At 70.0% G+C, this 14,293-nt stretch carries 14 protein-coding genes and 1 pseudogene; 10 read left to right on the forward strand and 5 right to left on the reverse strand.

The annotated features are described in order from the left end of the window. Positions 1-294 precede the first annotated feature (294 nt). Positions 295-765: an Lrp/AsnC family transcriptional regulator gene (locus tag HUG12_RS21070; RefSeq protein ID WP_179270859.1), complete on the reverse strand. Its 471-nt coding sequence runs from the start codon at positions 763-765 to the stop codon at positions 295-297. Positions 766-1,056: 291 nt separating this feature from the next. On the opposite strand from HUG12_RS21070, the gene HUG12_RS21075 reads away from it, so the two are divergent. After that, positions 1,057-1,758, forward strand: a complete 702-nt coding sequence (locus HUG12_RS21075) for a helix-turn-helix domain-containing protein (protein ID WP_179270860.1) — start codon at positions 1,057-1,059, stop codon at positions 1,756-1,758. Between the two features lie 48 nt (positions 1,759-1,806). Here the strand turns inward: HUG12_RS21075 and HUG12_RS21080 are convergent, their stop codons facing one another. Both HUG12_RS21080 and HUG12_RS21085 read right to left on the reverse strand, forming a co-directional pair. Beyond that, positions 1,807-2,316, reverse strand: coding sequence for a DNA-binding protein (locus HUG12_RS21080; RefSeq protein WP_179270861.1), 510 nt, complete (start codon positions 2,314-2,316; stop codon positions 1,807-1,809). After that, positions 2,309-3,004, reverse strand: a complete 696-nt coding sequence (locus tag HUG12_RS21085) for a nucleotidyltransferase domain-containing protein (protein ID WP_179270862.1) — start codon at positions 3,002-3,004, stop codon at positions 2,309-2,311. Before HUG12_RS21085 ends, HUG12_RS21080 begins: the two co-directional genes overlap by 8 nt. A 160-nt stretch (positions 3,005-3,164) precedes the next feature. On the opposite strand from HUG12_RS21085, the gene HUG12_RS21090 reads away from it, so the two are divergent. The 6 genes from HUG12_RS21090 to HUG12_RS21115 all read left to right on the forward strand — a co-directional run bounded on the left by HUG12_RS21090 (position 3,165) and on the right by HUG12_RS21115 (position 9,906). Then, the gene (locus HUG12_RS21090) at positions 3,165-4,589 is read left to right on the forward strand and encodes an ABC transporter substrate-binding protein (protein WP_179270863.1); all 1,425 of its coding nucleotides are present in this window, start codon (positions 3,165-3,167) and stop codon (positions 4,587-4,589) included. Further along, the gene (locus HUG12_RS21095; RefSeq protein WP_179270864.1) at positions 4,590-5,507 is read left to right on the forward strand and encodes an ABC transporter ATP-binding protein; all 918 of its coding nucleotides are present in this window, start codon (positions 4,590-4,592) and stop codon (positions 5,505-5,507) included. It begins immediately after the preceding gene. Then, entirely contained in the window at positions 5,504-6,319 is an 816-nt protein-coding gene (locus HUG12_RS21100; RefSeq protein ID WP_179270865.1) for an ABC transporter ATP-binding protein, read from the forward strand. Before HUG12_RS21095 ends, HUG12_RS21100 begins: the two co-directional genes overlap by 4 nt. Beyond that, positions 6,316-7,365 carry a branched-chain amino acid ABC transporter permease gene (locus HUG12_RS21105; protein WP_179270866.1) on the forward strand — a complete coding sequence of 350 codons (1,050 nt, stop codon included), beginning with the start codon at positions 6,316-6,318 and terminating at the stop codon, positions 7,363-7,365. The genes HUG12_RS21100 and HUG12_RS21105 overlap by 4 nt, the downstream gene beginning before the upstream one ends. A 253-nt stretch (positions 7,366-7,618) precedes the next feature. Further along, the gene (locus HUG12_RS21110) at positions 7,619-8,842 is read left to right on the forward strand and encodes a branched-chain amino acid ABC transporter permease (RefSeq protein ID WP_179270927.1); all 1,224 of its coding nucleotides are present in this window, start codon (positions 7,619-7,621) and stop codon (positions 8,840-8,842) included. Next, entirely contained in the window at positions 8,839-9,906 is a 1,068-nt protein-coding gene (locus tag HUG12_RS21115) for a 3-oxoacyl-ACP synthase (RefSeq protein WP_246308221.1), read from the forward strand. The genes HUG12_RS21110 and HUG12_RS21115 overlap by 4 nt, the downstream gene beginning before the upstream one ends. Before the next feature lie 86 nt (positions 9,907-9,992). Here the strand turns inward: HUG12_RS21115 and HUG12_RS21120 are convergent, their stop codons facing one another. Then, positions 9,993-10,799, reverse strand: a complete 807-nt coding sequence (locus HUG12_RS21120) for a TOBE domain-containing protein (protein WP_179270867.1) — start codon at positions 10,797-10,799, stop codon at positions 9,993-9,995. Positions 10,800-11,471: 672 nt separating this feature from the next. Here HUG12_RS21120 and HUG12_RS21125 point away from each other — a divergent pair. The 3 genes and pseudogenes from HUG12_RS21125 to HUG12_RS21810 all read left to right on the forward strand — a co-directional run. Beyond that, on the forward strand, positions 11,472-12,275 hold the full coding sequence (locus HUG12_RS21125) for a ParA family protein (protein WP_179270868.1): 804 nt from the start codon (positions 11,472-11,474) through the stop codon (positions 12,273-12,275). After that, positions 12,272-12,703, forward strand: coding sequence for a hypothetical protein (locus tag HUG12_RS21130; protein ID WP_179270869.1), 432 nt, complete (start codon positions 12,272-12,274; stop codon positions 12,701-12,703). Before HUG12_RS21125 ends, HUG12_RS21130 begins: the two co-directional genes overlap by 4 nt. A 117-nt stretch (positions 12,704-12,820) precedes the next feature. Continuing rightward, positions 12,821-13,590 (forward strand): annotated as a pseudogene (locus tag HUG12_RS21810) (YjiH family protein); the annotation flags it as partial. Here the strand turns inward: HUG12_RS21810 and HUG12_RS21135 are convergent. Next, the gene (locus HUG12_RS21135) at positions 13,587-14,237 is read right to left on the reverse strand and encodes a helix-turn-helix domain-containing protein (protein WP_179270870.1); all 651 of its coding nucleotides are present in this window, start codon (positions 14,235-14,237) and stop codon (positions 13,587-13,589) included. The pseudogene HUG12_RS21810 and the gene HUG12_RS21135 sit on opposite strands and share 4 nt — an antisense overlap. Positions 14,238-14,293: the final 56 nt, after the last annotated feature.

A 14,293-nucleotide genomic window follows, 5' to 3' on the forward strand; every position in this document is an offset into this window, starting at 1 on the left:
CGCCGGCCGCGAACGTCGAATCCGCGGCGTCGACGCGGGCGGTCCCGCGTAGCGACCGCGACGGTTCGGCCGGGGGGATCCCCTCGGCAACGGCGGGTTCGTGGACGGCTCCCGCGGAGACCGCTTCGCTCTCCCTGCCGGATCTGAAGTGAACGACCACGCTCGCGGTTCGGTAATATCTTGCATAAGTCTTGTGTAAATAACCCTCGCGTCTCGACAGCATCGAAGTTGATTTCTGGCAGTGTTTCACGAAACGAAGGCGGCGTGGCGGCACGTCCGCCGGCGGAGTTCCGCTCACTCGCCCGACAGCTGCGAGCCAAAGTGGCCCAGCGGTCGGCTGTACTCTTCGCGCACGATCTCCGAGGTCTCGATGTCGATCCCGAGCGCGTCCAGGTCCTCGGCGACCCGTTCGACGTCGGTCGTCTGGACGCCGACGACCTCGACGAGGAGGTTCCGCGTCCCGGAGAGTAGCTCGCGGACGTTGACCACGTTGGGCGTGTTGAGCGCGTCCGTCGCGACGCGTTTCAGGTCGCCGATCGGCGCCGTACAGACGAACAGGACGTGGTGGGGAATGCCCGCCTTCTCGTAGTCGATCTCCGGCTTGTAGTCGACGATGATCCCCGACTCCCTGAGCCGCCTGAGCCGGTTGCTCACCGTGCTCGAGGAGACGCCGACCTGCTCGGCGATGTCGCCGGTCGACAGTTCGGTCCGGTTCTCCTTTTGAACGAGATAGAGGATGGACCGGTCGGTCTGGTCGAGGTTCATGTCATCGACTTCGGGGGCGTTGCCGCCGACCGTCGTTCGATTCCCCGGCGGTCGCGGCGGCCGGGCCCGGCGGGACGGGAGGCGTACGGGCGGATCTCACAGTCCGTAGGGACGGCTCGACCGGCCAAAAGCGGTGACCATGCACAATCAGGGCCGCGACGGCTCCGAGCCGCGGCGATCCGTCGTCCCTGGCCCCCGACGCGGTCGACGGCCCCGCGGACCTGCGTCCACGGTGGACCGAAAACCGTTTCATCGATCACGAGAGTTACCCGTCAACTCGGGTGAACGACCGTGTTGGATCTCACGATGGATATGGAGCAGTACGACTGTCCGTTCATCCACGCCACCGAGGAGCACGACGTGGCGTTCTCCGCGGTCCACTGGGAGTTCGACACGGCGACGCGGTCGCTCGAGACCCGGATGGTCGTCGAGGGCGGTGACCGCCACGAACTCGCCGGGGGGCTCACCGAACTCCGCGACCACGCGGGGATGGCGGACTACTCGCTGCTCTCGAAGGCCGACGACGTCGCCCACGTCCGCACGGTCATCGACCAGACGGCCGCGATGGAGACGATCCGCGACGGCGGCGGCTACATCACCGGCCCGTTCTACGTCGCCGACGGGAGCGAACTGTGGCACGTCGGCTTCGACGACCGCGGCGAGGCCGACGGGACGCTCTCGCGGCTCGACCGCGACAACGAGTTCGACGTCGTCGAGCGGCGCGAGCCCGACGTGCCGGAGCTCCAGGGGTTCGTCCAGAACGCCGGCGCCGCCATGACGCTCATCGAGGGCTGCCAGGACCTCTCGGACGTGGAGCGCGAGACGCTGGAGACGGCCGCCTCGGAGGGCTACTTCGAGAGCCCGCGGTCGGCGACGCTCGGGACGCTCGCCGATCGGTTCGACGTCTCCAAGCCCGCGGTGTCGAAGAACCTCCGACGCGGCCAGCGCAAGATGCTCGAACGGGTCGTCGAGGCGATGCGGGAACTGGAGTGATCTGACTCCCGAACGAGTCCCGGACGCGTCCGAGCGCCACGCCGGCGATCAGTCGCACCGGCAGACGCCACCCTCGCGAATCTGCGCGGTGGCGAACCCGTGGACGGCCCGGGCGAGGTCGGACATCGCCGTCGCCTGGGCCTCGGTGGGGCGACCCCCGCCGTAGTAGCTCTCGGTGCGGTTCTCGCCGTACAGGTCCATCATCGCCTCCGCGGTCCCCGCCTCGAAGAGGCCGATCTGGTGCGCGCGTTCGTAGCTGTACTCGTGGTCCCGGAAGTCCGCGACCTCGTCGCCGGCCATCGCGACCGCGTACGCCTCGATGGACCGCTCGGTGGCGCCGAAGCACAGCTCCGTGACCGCCGTGTGGTAGCCGTCCCGTTCCCGGAGGACCGCGACCACCTCGAGGAGCCTGCACGCCTTCGTGAGCTGCGTCTCCCAGTCCCCGCCCGGTTCGATCCCCGCCTCGTAGCTCGGGACGCCGTGGCCGACCTCGTCGAAGGCATCCTCGGCCCGTTCGAGCGCGTCGAGCACCGCCCCCGGGTCCGACCCGCTAGGCATCGTCCTCGGCCCCGTTCACGAGCAGTTCCTCGACGGTCCCGAACGCCGTCGTCTCGTACAGGGGGATGCCCGACAGGACGATCTCCCGGACGCTCCCGGCGTACCGCGGAACCGACGAGACGGCCTCGACGTCGACGTCGAAGCCGTACCGCTCGCCCTCGAACTCGCGCTCCTCGAGGTCCCGTTCGAGTTCGTTGACCGTCCGCTGGCTCCCCGCGCGGTCCTCGTCCACGAGCACCCACAGGTCGACGTCGCTCCGGCGGTCGGCCTCCCCGCGCGCCACGCTGCCGTACAGGACGACCCCGAGGAGGCCGTCGAGGCGGTCCCGCAGTTCGTCGACGGCCGCCTTCACCGGCGCCTGAAACTCCCGCTGGGGGATGCGGAGGAACGGGTCGTCCGGAACGAAGAGCCGCCGGCGGTCGATCCGGACGAGCCGTCGGTTCCCGTCGGCCTCCTCGACCACCAGACCGTTCCCGGCCAGCACGTCGACCGCCCGCCCGACCGTCGGTTTCGTGTGCCCGGTTCGTTCGGCCAGCGTCGCGACGGCGAACTCGTCGAACCGGTGGCGCGACAGGAACAGGAGGACGTCGTCGGTGGCCTTGTTCTTGAACAGGTTCGGGTCCCCGGCCGGGACCGGCACGGAGACGGCGACGCCGGTGGACGGGTCCCGCTTCATCTCGCGTTCCATGTAACACGCCACGTAACGGTTATATAAAAAGTTTATAGTGAAACGGAGGGCCGCTTATCTGAACGAGCGGGACGGATCGGCGGCTCCCGACCGGGACGGGCGCGGTCGTTCACATGTTAACCCTGCAGTATTTGCCGGTCCGTTCGAGTGGCAGGGACGTATGAGCCAGCGTATCACGCGACGTCGGGCCATCGAGGCGCTCGGCGCCGCCGGCGTCACCGGCCTCGCCGGCTGTTCGAGCGAGTCCGGCGACGGTACGGGCACGCCGGCGGACGGCGGGAGCACCGACGCGGGAACGGACGGGGAAGGAACGACGATGGGTGACTCAACGAGCGCGTCGGGCACGGTGACGATCGGGGTCCTCCAGCCGATCTCGGGGGACCTCCAGTACTACGGCCAGCAGGGCGTCTGGGGGTTCACCTCGGGGCTCGCGTACAAGGCCGGCGTCGAACCCGGCGCGACCGCCGAGTCGGGGACCCACACCGTGACCGTCGGCGACGTGGACTACGAACTCGTCGTCCGCGACACCGGCTTCTCGGCCGACGAGGCCCAGTCGCTCGCGACGAACCTCGTCACCGACGAGGAGGTCGACATGCTGTTCGGCTGTGCCTCCTCGGGCGCCGCGACGCGCGTGAGCGAGACGGTGGCACAGCAGGCGGGCGTCCCCTACATGATCGGGCCGGCCGCCTCCGCGGCCGCGACCGCCGAGGAGTCGACGTGTAGCGACATCGTGTTCCGGGCCTCCGAGAACACGGCGATGGACGCCCGGTCGGGCGGGAAGTACGTCGCCCAGGAGTCGGACGTCTCCTCGGTGTTCCTGTTCGGCGCCGACTACTCGTTCGGCCGTGCGGTCGTGAACAACTACGAGCAGGTGCTCCAGCAGGAGGGCGTCGACATCGTCGGCAAGCGCTTCGTCCCGCAGGGGTACAGCGAGTGGGAGGGCCTGCTCGACAACGCCGAGGAGGCGGGCGCGGAGGGCATCGTCGGCGGCTTCACGGTCGCGACCCTGCCCGCGCTGTTCACGTCGTTCCTCAACGGCGACTACTCCTACCGGGTGTTCGGCGGCTTCGCCACCGAGATCACGAACGCGGTCGTCGGCTCGACGCTGGAGAACTCGCTCGGCACGCCGCTCTCGGCCGAGGGGATCGCCGACGTGAAGATGGGGCCGTTCACGACCCGCTACCACTGGAACCAGTACGACAACGAGATCAACGACGCGTTCGTCGACGCGTACACGAGCGCCTACGGCAAGGTGCCCGACCTGTTCACTGCCGGCTGTTTCACCGCCGCCTCCGCCATCGTGCAGGCCGTCGAGGCGAGCGGGTCCACCGAGGGTGCCGACGTCGCCGCCGAACTCCGCGGCATGACCGTCGCGGACACGCCGAAGGGGACGGACGCGTACACGTTCCAGGAGTACAACGGGCAGGCGCGCTCGGAGATGACGGTCGCGAACGTCGTGCCGACCGCTGACGAGTGGAGCGACTCGTGGGGGGCGTCCGTCCAGCCCAGCGAACCGGTCGCGCGCATCCCCGCCGACGAGACCACCATCCCGTCCGACGGCGACGGGATGAACTGCTCGCTGTAGATGCTGCGGACCCGAGGGCTCACCAAGCGGTTCGGCGGCCTGACCGCCGTCGACGACGTGGACTTCGCGCTCGGGGAGGACGAACTCTGTTCGCTCATCGGCCCGAACGGCGCCGGCAAGACCACCTTCTTCGACCTCCTCACCGGGGCGCTCGAGCCCACGGCCGGGACGGTCGAACTCCGGACCGACTCCGCGGCCGGCTCGGCCGACGGCGGCGCCGGCAACCGCGACGGTGCCGGCGACGGCGTCGACGGCCGGGCGGACGCCGGTACCCCCGGCGCAACCGGCCCGGACGGCTGGACCGACGTCACCGGCGCCGCCCCCCACGAGGTGGCCTCGATGGGCGTCCACCGCTCCTACCAGGTCACGAACGTCTTCCCCGGGAGCACAGTGCTCGAGAACGTCCGCGTCGCCGCGCAGGCCGCCGGCCCCGACGCCTCCACGTTCTGGCGGAACGCCGGCGAACTCGACCGCTACCTCGAGGAGGCGTACGCCGTCCTCGACCGCGTCGGGCTGGCCGACAGGGCCGAGGAGCCGGCCTCCGCGCTCTCCCACGGCGCCAAGCGGCAACTGGAGGTCGGGATCGCGCTCGCGGGGGACCCGGACGTCCTGCTGCTGGACGAGCCGAACGCCGGCGTCTCCTCCGAGAGCGTGAGCCGCGTCGTCGACCTCGTCGAGGACGTGGCGACCGACCACGCCGTACTGCTGGTCGAGCACAACATGGACATCGTGATGGAGGTGTCCGACCGGGTCGTCGTGCTCAACCAGGGCGCGGTCATCGCCGACGACGAGCCCGCGGCGGTCCGCGCGGACCCCGCGGTGCAGGAGGCGTACCTCGGCGGCTACGAGCCGGGGAGCGCCGGAACCGGCGCGGACGGGTCGGACCGATCGGCCGACGACGGGGGTGAACTCGCGTGAGTTCCGACGCCGGCCCCCCCGACGACGCTACCGCGTCGGCCGTCGGCGGTGCGTCGCCCGCGGTCGACGCCGACGCTCGATCGGCCGACGACGACGTTCGACCGGACGCCGATGACCTCCTCCTCGCGGTCGAGGGGGTCGAGACGTACTACGGCGACAGCCACGTCCTCGAGGGCGTCGACCTCGAGGTGTACGAGGGCGAGGTCGTCGCGCTGATGGGCCGGAACGGCGTCGGCAAGACGACGACGCTCCGGTCGGTGCTCCAGCTCACCCCGCCGCGCGAGGGCTCGGTGCGCCTCCGCGGCGAGGAACTCGTCGGGCGCGGCACCCACGAGGTGGCAGACCGCGGCGTCGGCTGGATCCCCGAGGAGCGACGGATCTTCGCACAGCTCACCGTCGAGGAGAACGTCCGCGTCGCGGTCCCGGACGCGGACGACGCCGGGGCCGGGCTCGAACTCGCGTTCGGGACGTTCCCGGACCTCGCGGAGCGCCGGGACGCCGACGCCGGCGACCTCTCGGGCGGGCAACAGCAGATGCTCGCCATCGCCCGCGGGCTGGTCGGCGACAACGACCTGCTGCTCGTCGACGAGCCGAGCGAGGGGCTCGCCCCGCTGATCGTCGAGGCGGTCGCCGACGCGCTGGCCGACGCCGCCGCCGACACGACGATGCTGCTGGTCGAACAGAACCTCCCGCTCGCGCTCGACGTCGCCGACCGCTTCTACGTCCTCGACCACGGCGCGGTCGTCGACGAGGGCGGGACGGCCGAGGTGGACGCCGACTCCGAGCGGCTCAGGAGGTACCTCTCGGCATGAGCGCCGTCGCCGCCCTCCCCGTCGCCGCGTCGCTGGGCGACGTCGCCGTCGCGCCGCTCCTCCTCGACGCGCTCGTCGAGTTCCTCTCGCCGACGACCCTCGCCGAAGTGCTGCTCCGGGGGCTCGCCGAGGCGGGGCTGTACGTGATGATCGCCGCCGGGCTCACGCTCGTGTTCGGGCTGATGGGCGTGCTCAACTTCGCGCACGGCTCGCTGACGATGCTCGGCGCCTACCTCGGCGGCCTCGCGCTGGTCGCCACCGTGAGCCAGTCCAGCGGGCCGGTCGCCCGACTGCTCACGTTCGGCGTCGCGCTCGTCGTCGCCTTCGGCGCGCTCGCCGCGCTCGGTGGCGCCCTCGAGGTCGGGCTCATCCGGCCGATCTACGATCGGCCGCCGCTGTACCAGATCCTGCTCACCTTCGGGCTCACGCTGATGCTCGACGAACTGGCACGCATCGTGGTGCTGTTCTACGGGCTCCAGCCAACCACCGTCTGGCAGGGCGTGCTCGGGACGAAGCCCGCCTTCCTCGCCGGGTCGGTCGGCCTCGCGGGGGCGTCGGTGCAGGGGCTCGAGCTGTTCCAGATCCTGTTCGGGGCGCTCACCGTCCTCGGCGTCCACCTGTTCCTCACGCGCACGCGCTACGGGCTGTTCGTCCGGGCGGGCAGCGAGGACGGCGAGATGCTGAGCGCGCTCGGCGTCGACGTGCGCCGCGTGTTCACCGTCGTGTTCGCGCTCGGCACCGGCATCGCGGGCGCCGCCGGGGTGCTGCTCGCGTGGGACCCCGCCTGGGGCGCGTCGGTGCCGCTGGCGGCCGAGACCCTGCTGCCGGCGTTCGTCGTCGTCATCATCGGCGGGCTGGGCACCTTCCGCGGCACGGTCGTCGCCGCGCTGCTGGTCGGGTTCGTCGACTCGACGATGACCTGGTGGTTCCAGAACTACGTCGACTTCACCGGACTCCCCGAGATGACCATCTTCCTCATCCTCGTGGCGATGCTCGTCGTGAAACCGCAGGGGCTCTACGGCGTCTCGGAGGTGGGGGGCCATTAGCGACCCCGACCGCGACCCGGCCGGGGACGCGCCGTGCGACGGCCCCTCCGCGACCGACGGCGGCGAACCAGCCGACGGCAACCCGAACGTGACCGACGCCGCGGGCGCGGACGCGGCCGACCCCGCCTCGTCCGCCCGCGCCGAAGTCGGAACCGGCGACGCGGGCGAGGCCAAAACCGGGGCGACGGGCCTGCCGACCGAGGCGGACCCGTGGTACCGGCGGTACGCACGCGATCACCTGGTCCACCTCGCGGTGGTGCTGGCGTTCGCGGCCTACCCCGGACTATACCGCGTGCTCGTGAACTCCCCGCTCTCGGCGGAGTTCGTCGCGCTGCTCCCGCGGGTGGAGACGCTCGTCGTCGTGCTGTTCTTCGCGCTGTTCGCGATGTCGTTCGACTTCGTCAGCGGCTACACGGGCTACCTCTCGTTCGGCCACGCGGCGTTCTACGGCACCGGAGCGTACCTCGTCGTGCTCGCGGCGAACGGCGTCCTCGCGTTCACCGTCCCCGGGACCGGCGTGACGCTCTTCGGCCCCGAGACGCCGTTCATGCTCCTGCTCGTGCTCGCGGGGGTCGCAGCCGCCGCCCTCGCGCTCGCCATCGGGAGCGTCTCGTTCCGCCTGTCGGGGGTGTACTTCGCGATGATCACCCTCGGCTTCTCGCAGGTGCTGTACGTGTTCGTCCGCGACTGGGACTTCGTCGGCTCGGCGCCCCGGGACGGCGTCGCCGTCACCGGGTCGCTAGAGGGGTTCGAGATCGGCGTCCCGTACGTCGACTCCCTGACCGTGTCCATCGGCCAGCTCACCGGGGACTCGGTCGAGGGGCTGTTCGGCTTCGTGAACCTCGGGCCGACGGAGGTGTCCTTCTACGCGGTCGGCGCGGTCGTGCTCGTCTGCTATCTCGCGATGCAGCGGCTCGTCCACTCGCCGTTCGGCAAGGTGATGATCGCCATCCGGGAGAACGAGGAGCGCGCCCGCGCGGTCGGCTACGACACCTACGCGTACAAGCTGGGCGCGTTCGTGATCTCGGGCTTCTTCGCCGGGGTCGCGGGCGCGCTGTTCGCGGGGTTCCGCCGGTCGGTCACCCCCGAGAACGGCTTCTACTTCCTCGTCGCCGGCGACGCGCTGCTGGCCTCCATCATCGGCGGCTTCGGCACGCTCGCCGGGCCGCTGTACGGCCGGCTGTTCGACGAGGGCGTCCGGGAGTTCCTCTCGAAGGAGGGCGGCGGGGGCGGCCTGCTCCCGTACCTCCGCGCGAACCTCGGGGAGGGGACGATGGCGACGGAACTGTACAACGGGCTCACCTTCGGCGAGGCCATCGACACGTTCCTCAACGGCCACGCAGCGCTGTACGTCGGCCTGCTGTTCGTCCTGTTCGTCCTCTACGTGCCGAACGGCCTGCTCGGGACCGTCCGCGATCGGCTCGGCGGCCGAGTGGCGACGGTCGCACCCGCCCACGTCCGGCGGTGGTTGAAGTGAACGGGCCAGGCCGGACGGCACGCGGGCGGGACCGGATTCGGCTCCGCGACGTCGGCCTCACGGGGCTCGGGACGTACGTCCCCGAACGGACCGTCACCGGCGCGGAGATCGCGGCCGAGAGCGGGGTTCCGGAGGACGTCGTCGTGGACAAGATGGGCGTCCGCGAGAAGCACGTCTGTCCCCCCGACGGGGACCACGTCACCGACATGTGCGTGAAGGCGGCGGAAGCAGCCCTCGAGGACGCCGGAACCGACGCAGCCGACCTCGATCTCGTGCTCTACCACGGGAGCGAGTACAAGGACCACGTCGTCTGGTCGGCCGCGGCCGACGTCTGCGACCGGGTCGGCGCCGAGGACGCCTACGCCCACGAGTCGTACGCGCTCTGTGGCGGCGCGCCGGTCGCCGTCCGACAGACGACCGCACAGCTCCGGGTCGGCGACGTCGACCGCGCGCTGCTGGTCACGGCGAGCCGCGAGGAGGACCTCGTGGACTACGGCGACGAGGACGCGAGCTTCACGTTCAACTTCGGCTCCGGGGCCGCGGCGACGGTGCTGGAGGCCGACCCCGCGCCCGACCGCACCCGCGCGCTCGTCCGCGGGTCGGCGGCGTACACCGACGGGAGCTTCTCGAGGGACGTGGTGATGCCCGCCGGCGGGTCGGTGCGGCCGGCTTCGGCGGACACGGTCGGCGGGGGGCTCCACTCGCTCACCGTCCCCGACCCGGAGGACATGAAGGAGCGACTCGCGGAGGTGAGCGCCCCGGCGTTCCTCCGCGTCGCCGACGAGAGCCTGAGGAAGTCCGGCTACGACCGGTCGGACGTCGACTTCGTCGCGCTCACCCACATGAAGCGCTCGTTCCACGACCACCTCGTCTCGGAACTCGGCCTCGACGAGGACGGCCACCGCTACCTGGACGGCTACGGCCACGTCCAGAGCGCCGACCAGGCGCTCGCGCTCCGGGAGGGGCTCGACCGCGGCCTCGTTCGAGCGGGCGACGTGGTACTGCTTCTCGCGGCCGGCACCGGCTACACGTGGGCGGCGACCGTGCTGGAGTGGCGGGACTGATCGGGTTCGCCGGTCGACACGGAAGGGTGGAACCCCCTCGACGATCCCCGCCGAAAGCACTCGAAAACCGGTGTGTTCGCGTCGGGCTATCCTCCGCTCTCAACCGCTCGACCGCCCGTTACCTCGTTATCGTCGTCGTCCGCGACGGCGCCGTCGACCGGCACCGCCCGCGTCGCCGTCGCCTTGAAGCTCGCGACGACCTCCCGGCCGGGTTCGAGCCCGAGGCGGTCGACGCTGTCCCGCGTGACGAGCGCGACGAGGGGGGTCGAGTCGCCCACGTGGACGGTGACGTGGGAGACGGCGACTCCCTCGTCGATGGCCTCCACCCGCCCGACGAACCGGTTTCGGGCGCTCGTCGCCGCGCCGGCCGGGGCGTCGTCCGGGTCGTGGAGCGTGACGGCGCTGGCGCGGACGCTGACCTCCACCCCGACCCCCCCGCCGTTCGTATAGCGCTCTTCGGTGTATCCTTCCGGCCTGACCACGAGCGCGCGAAGCCTGCCGGCGCCGGTCTCGACCGTCCCGAGTTCGCCCGTCGTCCCGACGAGTCGTCCCGGAAGGACGCTCTCGGCGACGCCGGCGGTGCCGTCGAGGTTCGCGCGGAGGCGGTCGAACCGGGCGAGGAGGGCGGTCGCGGCGTCCGTGAGCAGGCTCCCGCCCCCGTCGCTCCCGCCGCGGCGGCGAACGACCAGCTCCCCGAAGGCCGATTCGAGGTCCTGAAGGCGCGTCGTCGCCCGGGCGCGCGACCGTCCGAGCTCGCGCGCGGCGCCACTGACCGACCCCCGAGCAGCGATCGCCCGGAGCAGCGCCGCGTCCTCGCGGCCGAACGCGACGTCGTCCCGCTCGACGACCGCGCTCGCGTCGGCGGCCGACTCCGGGCCCTCCCCTCGTGACATGCCACATCCTCACGCCCGAGTCGGCATAACGATTGGCGACGCCGATCGGACGCACCGTCCGGGCCAACCCGCCGAGATGGTTCGGCAGGTTGGTCCGGACGATACCACCGAATCCGGCGAACTGGATCTCCCTATTGGTATAGTACAACCAGCCGATCCCGCCGAACGATCAAACGGATCCAACTGGTGCGACTCGTCCGAAGTAGGAGAACCCCACTAACCATCTCGTTTGTACAAACTATCCAAATTATCCAAACTATACGATTCCACACAACTGTATAAACAATCCAAACTGTACGAGTGACCCGAACCGTGTGATCCGAATCGCCGTTCAGAGCCGCACGAACCCGGCGATCCGGAAACCCCATGCGAACGACCGGGATCGTACCGACCATCCGAACCGTACAAACCGTCATACTGCGGGAGGATCACCGTCCGCGGCGTGGATCGGCCGGTGAAGTTTTGATGTGTTTCCCGTCCAATCCTCCCCTGACGGCCGAACCGACTCCTCGACTCGAACGAGTTCGACGAGGAGTACCGTGCGAACCGTGAAACCAGGGTCGGCCGGGAGAACCATACAAATGGTCAAAACTCGTTTGTACGGATTTCCCAGTTCGTCTGACGGACGTCTCACAAAGGGCTAAACCGGATGGGCGGGACAAACCGGTTTGTATGACCGATCCGTCCCGGACGCCGACGGTGGCCGTCTCGAACCAGAAGGGGGGCGTGGGCAAGACCACGACGGCGATCAACGTGAGCGGCGCGCTAAACGAGCTGGGCAACGACGTGCTGTTCGTCGACCTCGACCCGCAGGGGAACGCGACCGAGAACCTCGGGATGATGGAGGCGTACGACGCCGAACCGCCGACGCTGTTCGACTGTCTCACGGACCCCGAGCGGCGAGACTCGGTCCACGACATCGTTCACGATCACGCCGAGATGGACGTCCTCCCGTCGAACATCGACATGACGGCCGCGGAGCCGGAACTGACGCTCTCGCGGCGGAGCGGCGAACAGCTCGCGCTGCTCTTGGAGCGCGTCGACGACGACTACGACTTCGTCGTCGTCGACTGCCCGCCGAACCTCGGGAACCTGATGGACAACGCGCTGTACGCCTCGCGGAACCTGCTCATCCCGGCGCTCGCGGAATCCACCAGCAAGCGCGCGTTCGAGCTGCTGTTCGACCACGTCGAGGCGCTGGAGCTCGACTACGACATCACGATCAGCGAGCGGGGCGTGGTCGTGAACCGCATCGACGTGCGGAAGAACCAGGCGACGGAGATGGTCGACTGGATCAACGAGGCGTTCGACGGGGTCCCCGTCTGGGAGGTCCGCGAGCGGGCGGCCGTCCAGAAGGCCCTCGAGAACGGCTCCTCGCTGCTCGAGTACGACCCCGAGTGTGACATGTGCGAGGTGTTCCTCGACGTCGCCGCCGACCTCGAGGAGCAGTTCGCGGCCCGGGAGGTGGAGGCATGAGCGGCGAGGACCGCGCGAGTCGGCTGAGGAACCGCCGTCAGCAGGCGAAGAACAGGGCGACCGGGAGGGACGAGACGGACGAACCGGGCGAAGGAGCCGAACAGGGCGAAACGTCAAAACCGTCCGAACCGTCAGAATCCGACGAACCTGCCGAAACGGGCGAACCGGATAGCCCGAACGAGGCGGACGAACTCGACGGGGAGGGATCGGTCAAGGAGGAGCAGGTCGGGACGTACATGTACCTCCCGCGCCAGCAGAAGAAGGAACTCGAGCGGACGTACAACCTCCTGAAGGCGGAGTACGAGTTCGAGTACGACGAGGAGTTCGAGAAGAACCGCCACTTCTTCCCGCTCGTCGTCCGCCACGGTCTGGACACGCTGGCGGCGGCGGACGCCGAGGACGTCCCGGACCTGCTGGAGGACGCGTAGGCGGCCCCGCCGATCCGCGCGGAACGGGTCGTGATGAACCCTATTTCGCAATACGGACGATTGCTGATCGCGGGCCAGCGTTCGAACCGTCGTTCGGTCCTTCGCGGGGATTCGACGGTCTTCGAGCGCGGCGGGTACGACAAGCGCGACGTGCTCACCATCGCGACCTGCTTCTCGACGGTGAGCATCGGCTTCGTCGACGTCGTCGCGGCCACGGTGGAGATGCTGGCGCTCTTCCCCGTCATCTTCGGCGCGTACTTCGTCTGCGTCGTCGTCACGGCCGCCATCCTCGTCCGGCCGCCGCCGATCAGCACGACCCCCGAGGGGTACATCGCCGAACCGGACCCGGAGGTCCCGTTCACCGGCTCGATCGCCGAGTACCTCCGCTTCGCGGCCAGCGAGGCGGTCGGGAAGGCGGCCGAGGGCGAGACGCTCCTCGGAGCAGCGAAGCGGGGGTTCCTCGACGGGCTGAAGCTCACCGCCCTCATCCTCGGCACCATCCTTGCGGTCGGGCTGGCCGCGACCCTGCTGTCGGCCAACACGCCGACGTTCGACGTCCCCGGCGCGCCGCTGGTCCCCCTCATCGCCGCCCTCGGGATTCCGAACCCCGCGGTCGTCGCCCCGGCGACCATCGTCGGCATCACCGAGATGTACGTCCCCGTCCTGCTCGTCGCGGAGGCGGAACCGATGGCGCGGTTCTTCGTCGCCGTGCTCGCCGTCTCACAGCTCATCTTCTTCTCCAGCGTCGGGCCGGTGACGATGGACATGTTCTCGGACGTGCCCGTCCGGTTCCGGGACCTCGTCGCGCTGTTCGTCATGCGGACGATCATCCTCGTCCCGCTCGTCGCGGCCATCACCCACCGGTCGCGGCGATGGGGCTGCTCTAGGCGACCACGTCGACGAGCGAGTCGACCAGCTTGTTCTCGGCGCGGCGGAGGTGCTCCTCGGCGGTGCGGCGCTCCACGCCGACCGCGTCGGCGATCTCCGCGGTCGTCACGCCCCGCGGGATCTCGTAGTAGCCGTTCTCGTGGGCATACCGGAGGACGGCGGACTGCCGATCGGTCAGGTCCGGGACGACGCCGTGGGGGTCGAGGAGCGGGCTCCGCGGTCGGACGGCGTCGATCTCGCGTTTCGCCTCGACGGTGACGGGCGCGCCCGCCTCGACCAGGTCGTGGAAGCAGTCGGTGAGCGCCCCGGCCGAGAGCGAGAGCACGCGACAGACCTTGTCGCCGCCCTGGTACTCCAGCGGGTACAGGAGGAGACAGCCGTGTCGGTCGAGCACCGACTCGATGAGGTCCCCCTCGTGGTCCCGGAGACAGTCCTCGGTGACGAGCACGGTCTCCCCGCGGCTCCTGAGCCGCTCCCGAACGCCCACCGTCCCCTCGACCCGGGCTTCCACCTCCGCCGCCGCCTCCTCGGTCACGTGGAGCAGGTCGCAGTGGCGGTTACACCAGAGTTCGATGGTTGCGGACGTTCCCGCGGTCGCGTCCGCATACGCGGAGTGGCCGGTGATCCGCAGGGTGGCCTCGTACATGGAGGCAACCGGGGGGCGCTAATTTATAAATGATGCTCCGTACGGAGGGCGGGCTC

This window comes from Halorarum salinum (assembly GCF_013402875.1).
In the GTDB taxonomy this organism is placed as follows: Archaea; Halobacteriota; Halobacteria; order Halobacteriales; family Haloferacaceae; genus Halorarum; species Halorarum salinum.

Excerpts from the sequence above, each read along its gene's own strand:
- HUG12_RS21080 (WP_179270861.1), bottom strand. The coding sequence starts at position 2,316 with ATGCCTAGCGGGTCGGACCCGGGGGCGGTGCTCGACGCGCTCGAACGG.
- HUG12_RS21135 (WP_179270870.1), bottom strand. The coding sequence starts at position 14,237 with ATGTACGAGGCCACCCTGCGGATCACCGGCCACTCCGCGTATGCGGAC.
- HUG12_RS21095 (WP_179270864.1), top strand. The coding sequence starts at position 4,590 with ATGCTGCGGACCCGAGGGCTCACCAAGCGGTTCGGCGGCCTGACCGCC.
- HUG12_RS21120 (WP_179270867.1), bottom strand. The coding sequence starts at position 10,799 with ATGTCACGAGGGGAGGGCCCGGAGTCGGCCGCCGACGCGAGCGCGGTC.
- HUG12_RS21130 (WP_179270869.1), top strand. The coding sequence starts at position 12,272 with ATGAGCGGCGAGGACCGCGCGAGTCGGCTGAGGAACCGCCGTCAGCAG.
- HUG12_RS21070 (WP_179270859.1), bottom strand. The coding sequence starts at position 765 with ATGAACCTCGACCAGACCGACCGGTCCATCCTCTATCTCGTTCAAAAG.
- HUG12_RS21125 (WP_179270868.1), top strand. The coding sequence starts at position 11,472 with ATGACCGATCCGTCCCGGACGCCGACGGTGGCCGTCTCGAACCAGAAG.
- HUG12_RS21085 (WP_179270862.1), bottom strand. The coding sequence starts at position 3,004 with ATGGAACGCGAGATGAAGCGGGACCCGTCCACCGGCGTCGCCGTCTCC.
- HUG12_RS21105 (WP_179270866.1), top strand. The coding sequence starts at position 6,316 with ATGAGCGCCGTCGCCGCCCTCCCCGTCGCCGCGTCGCTGGGCGACGTC.
- HUG12_RS21090 (WP_179270863.1), top strand. The coding sequence starts at position 3,165 with ATGAGCCAGCGTATCACGCGACGTCGGGCCATCGAGGCGCTCGGCGCC.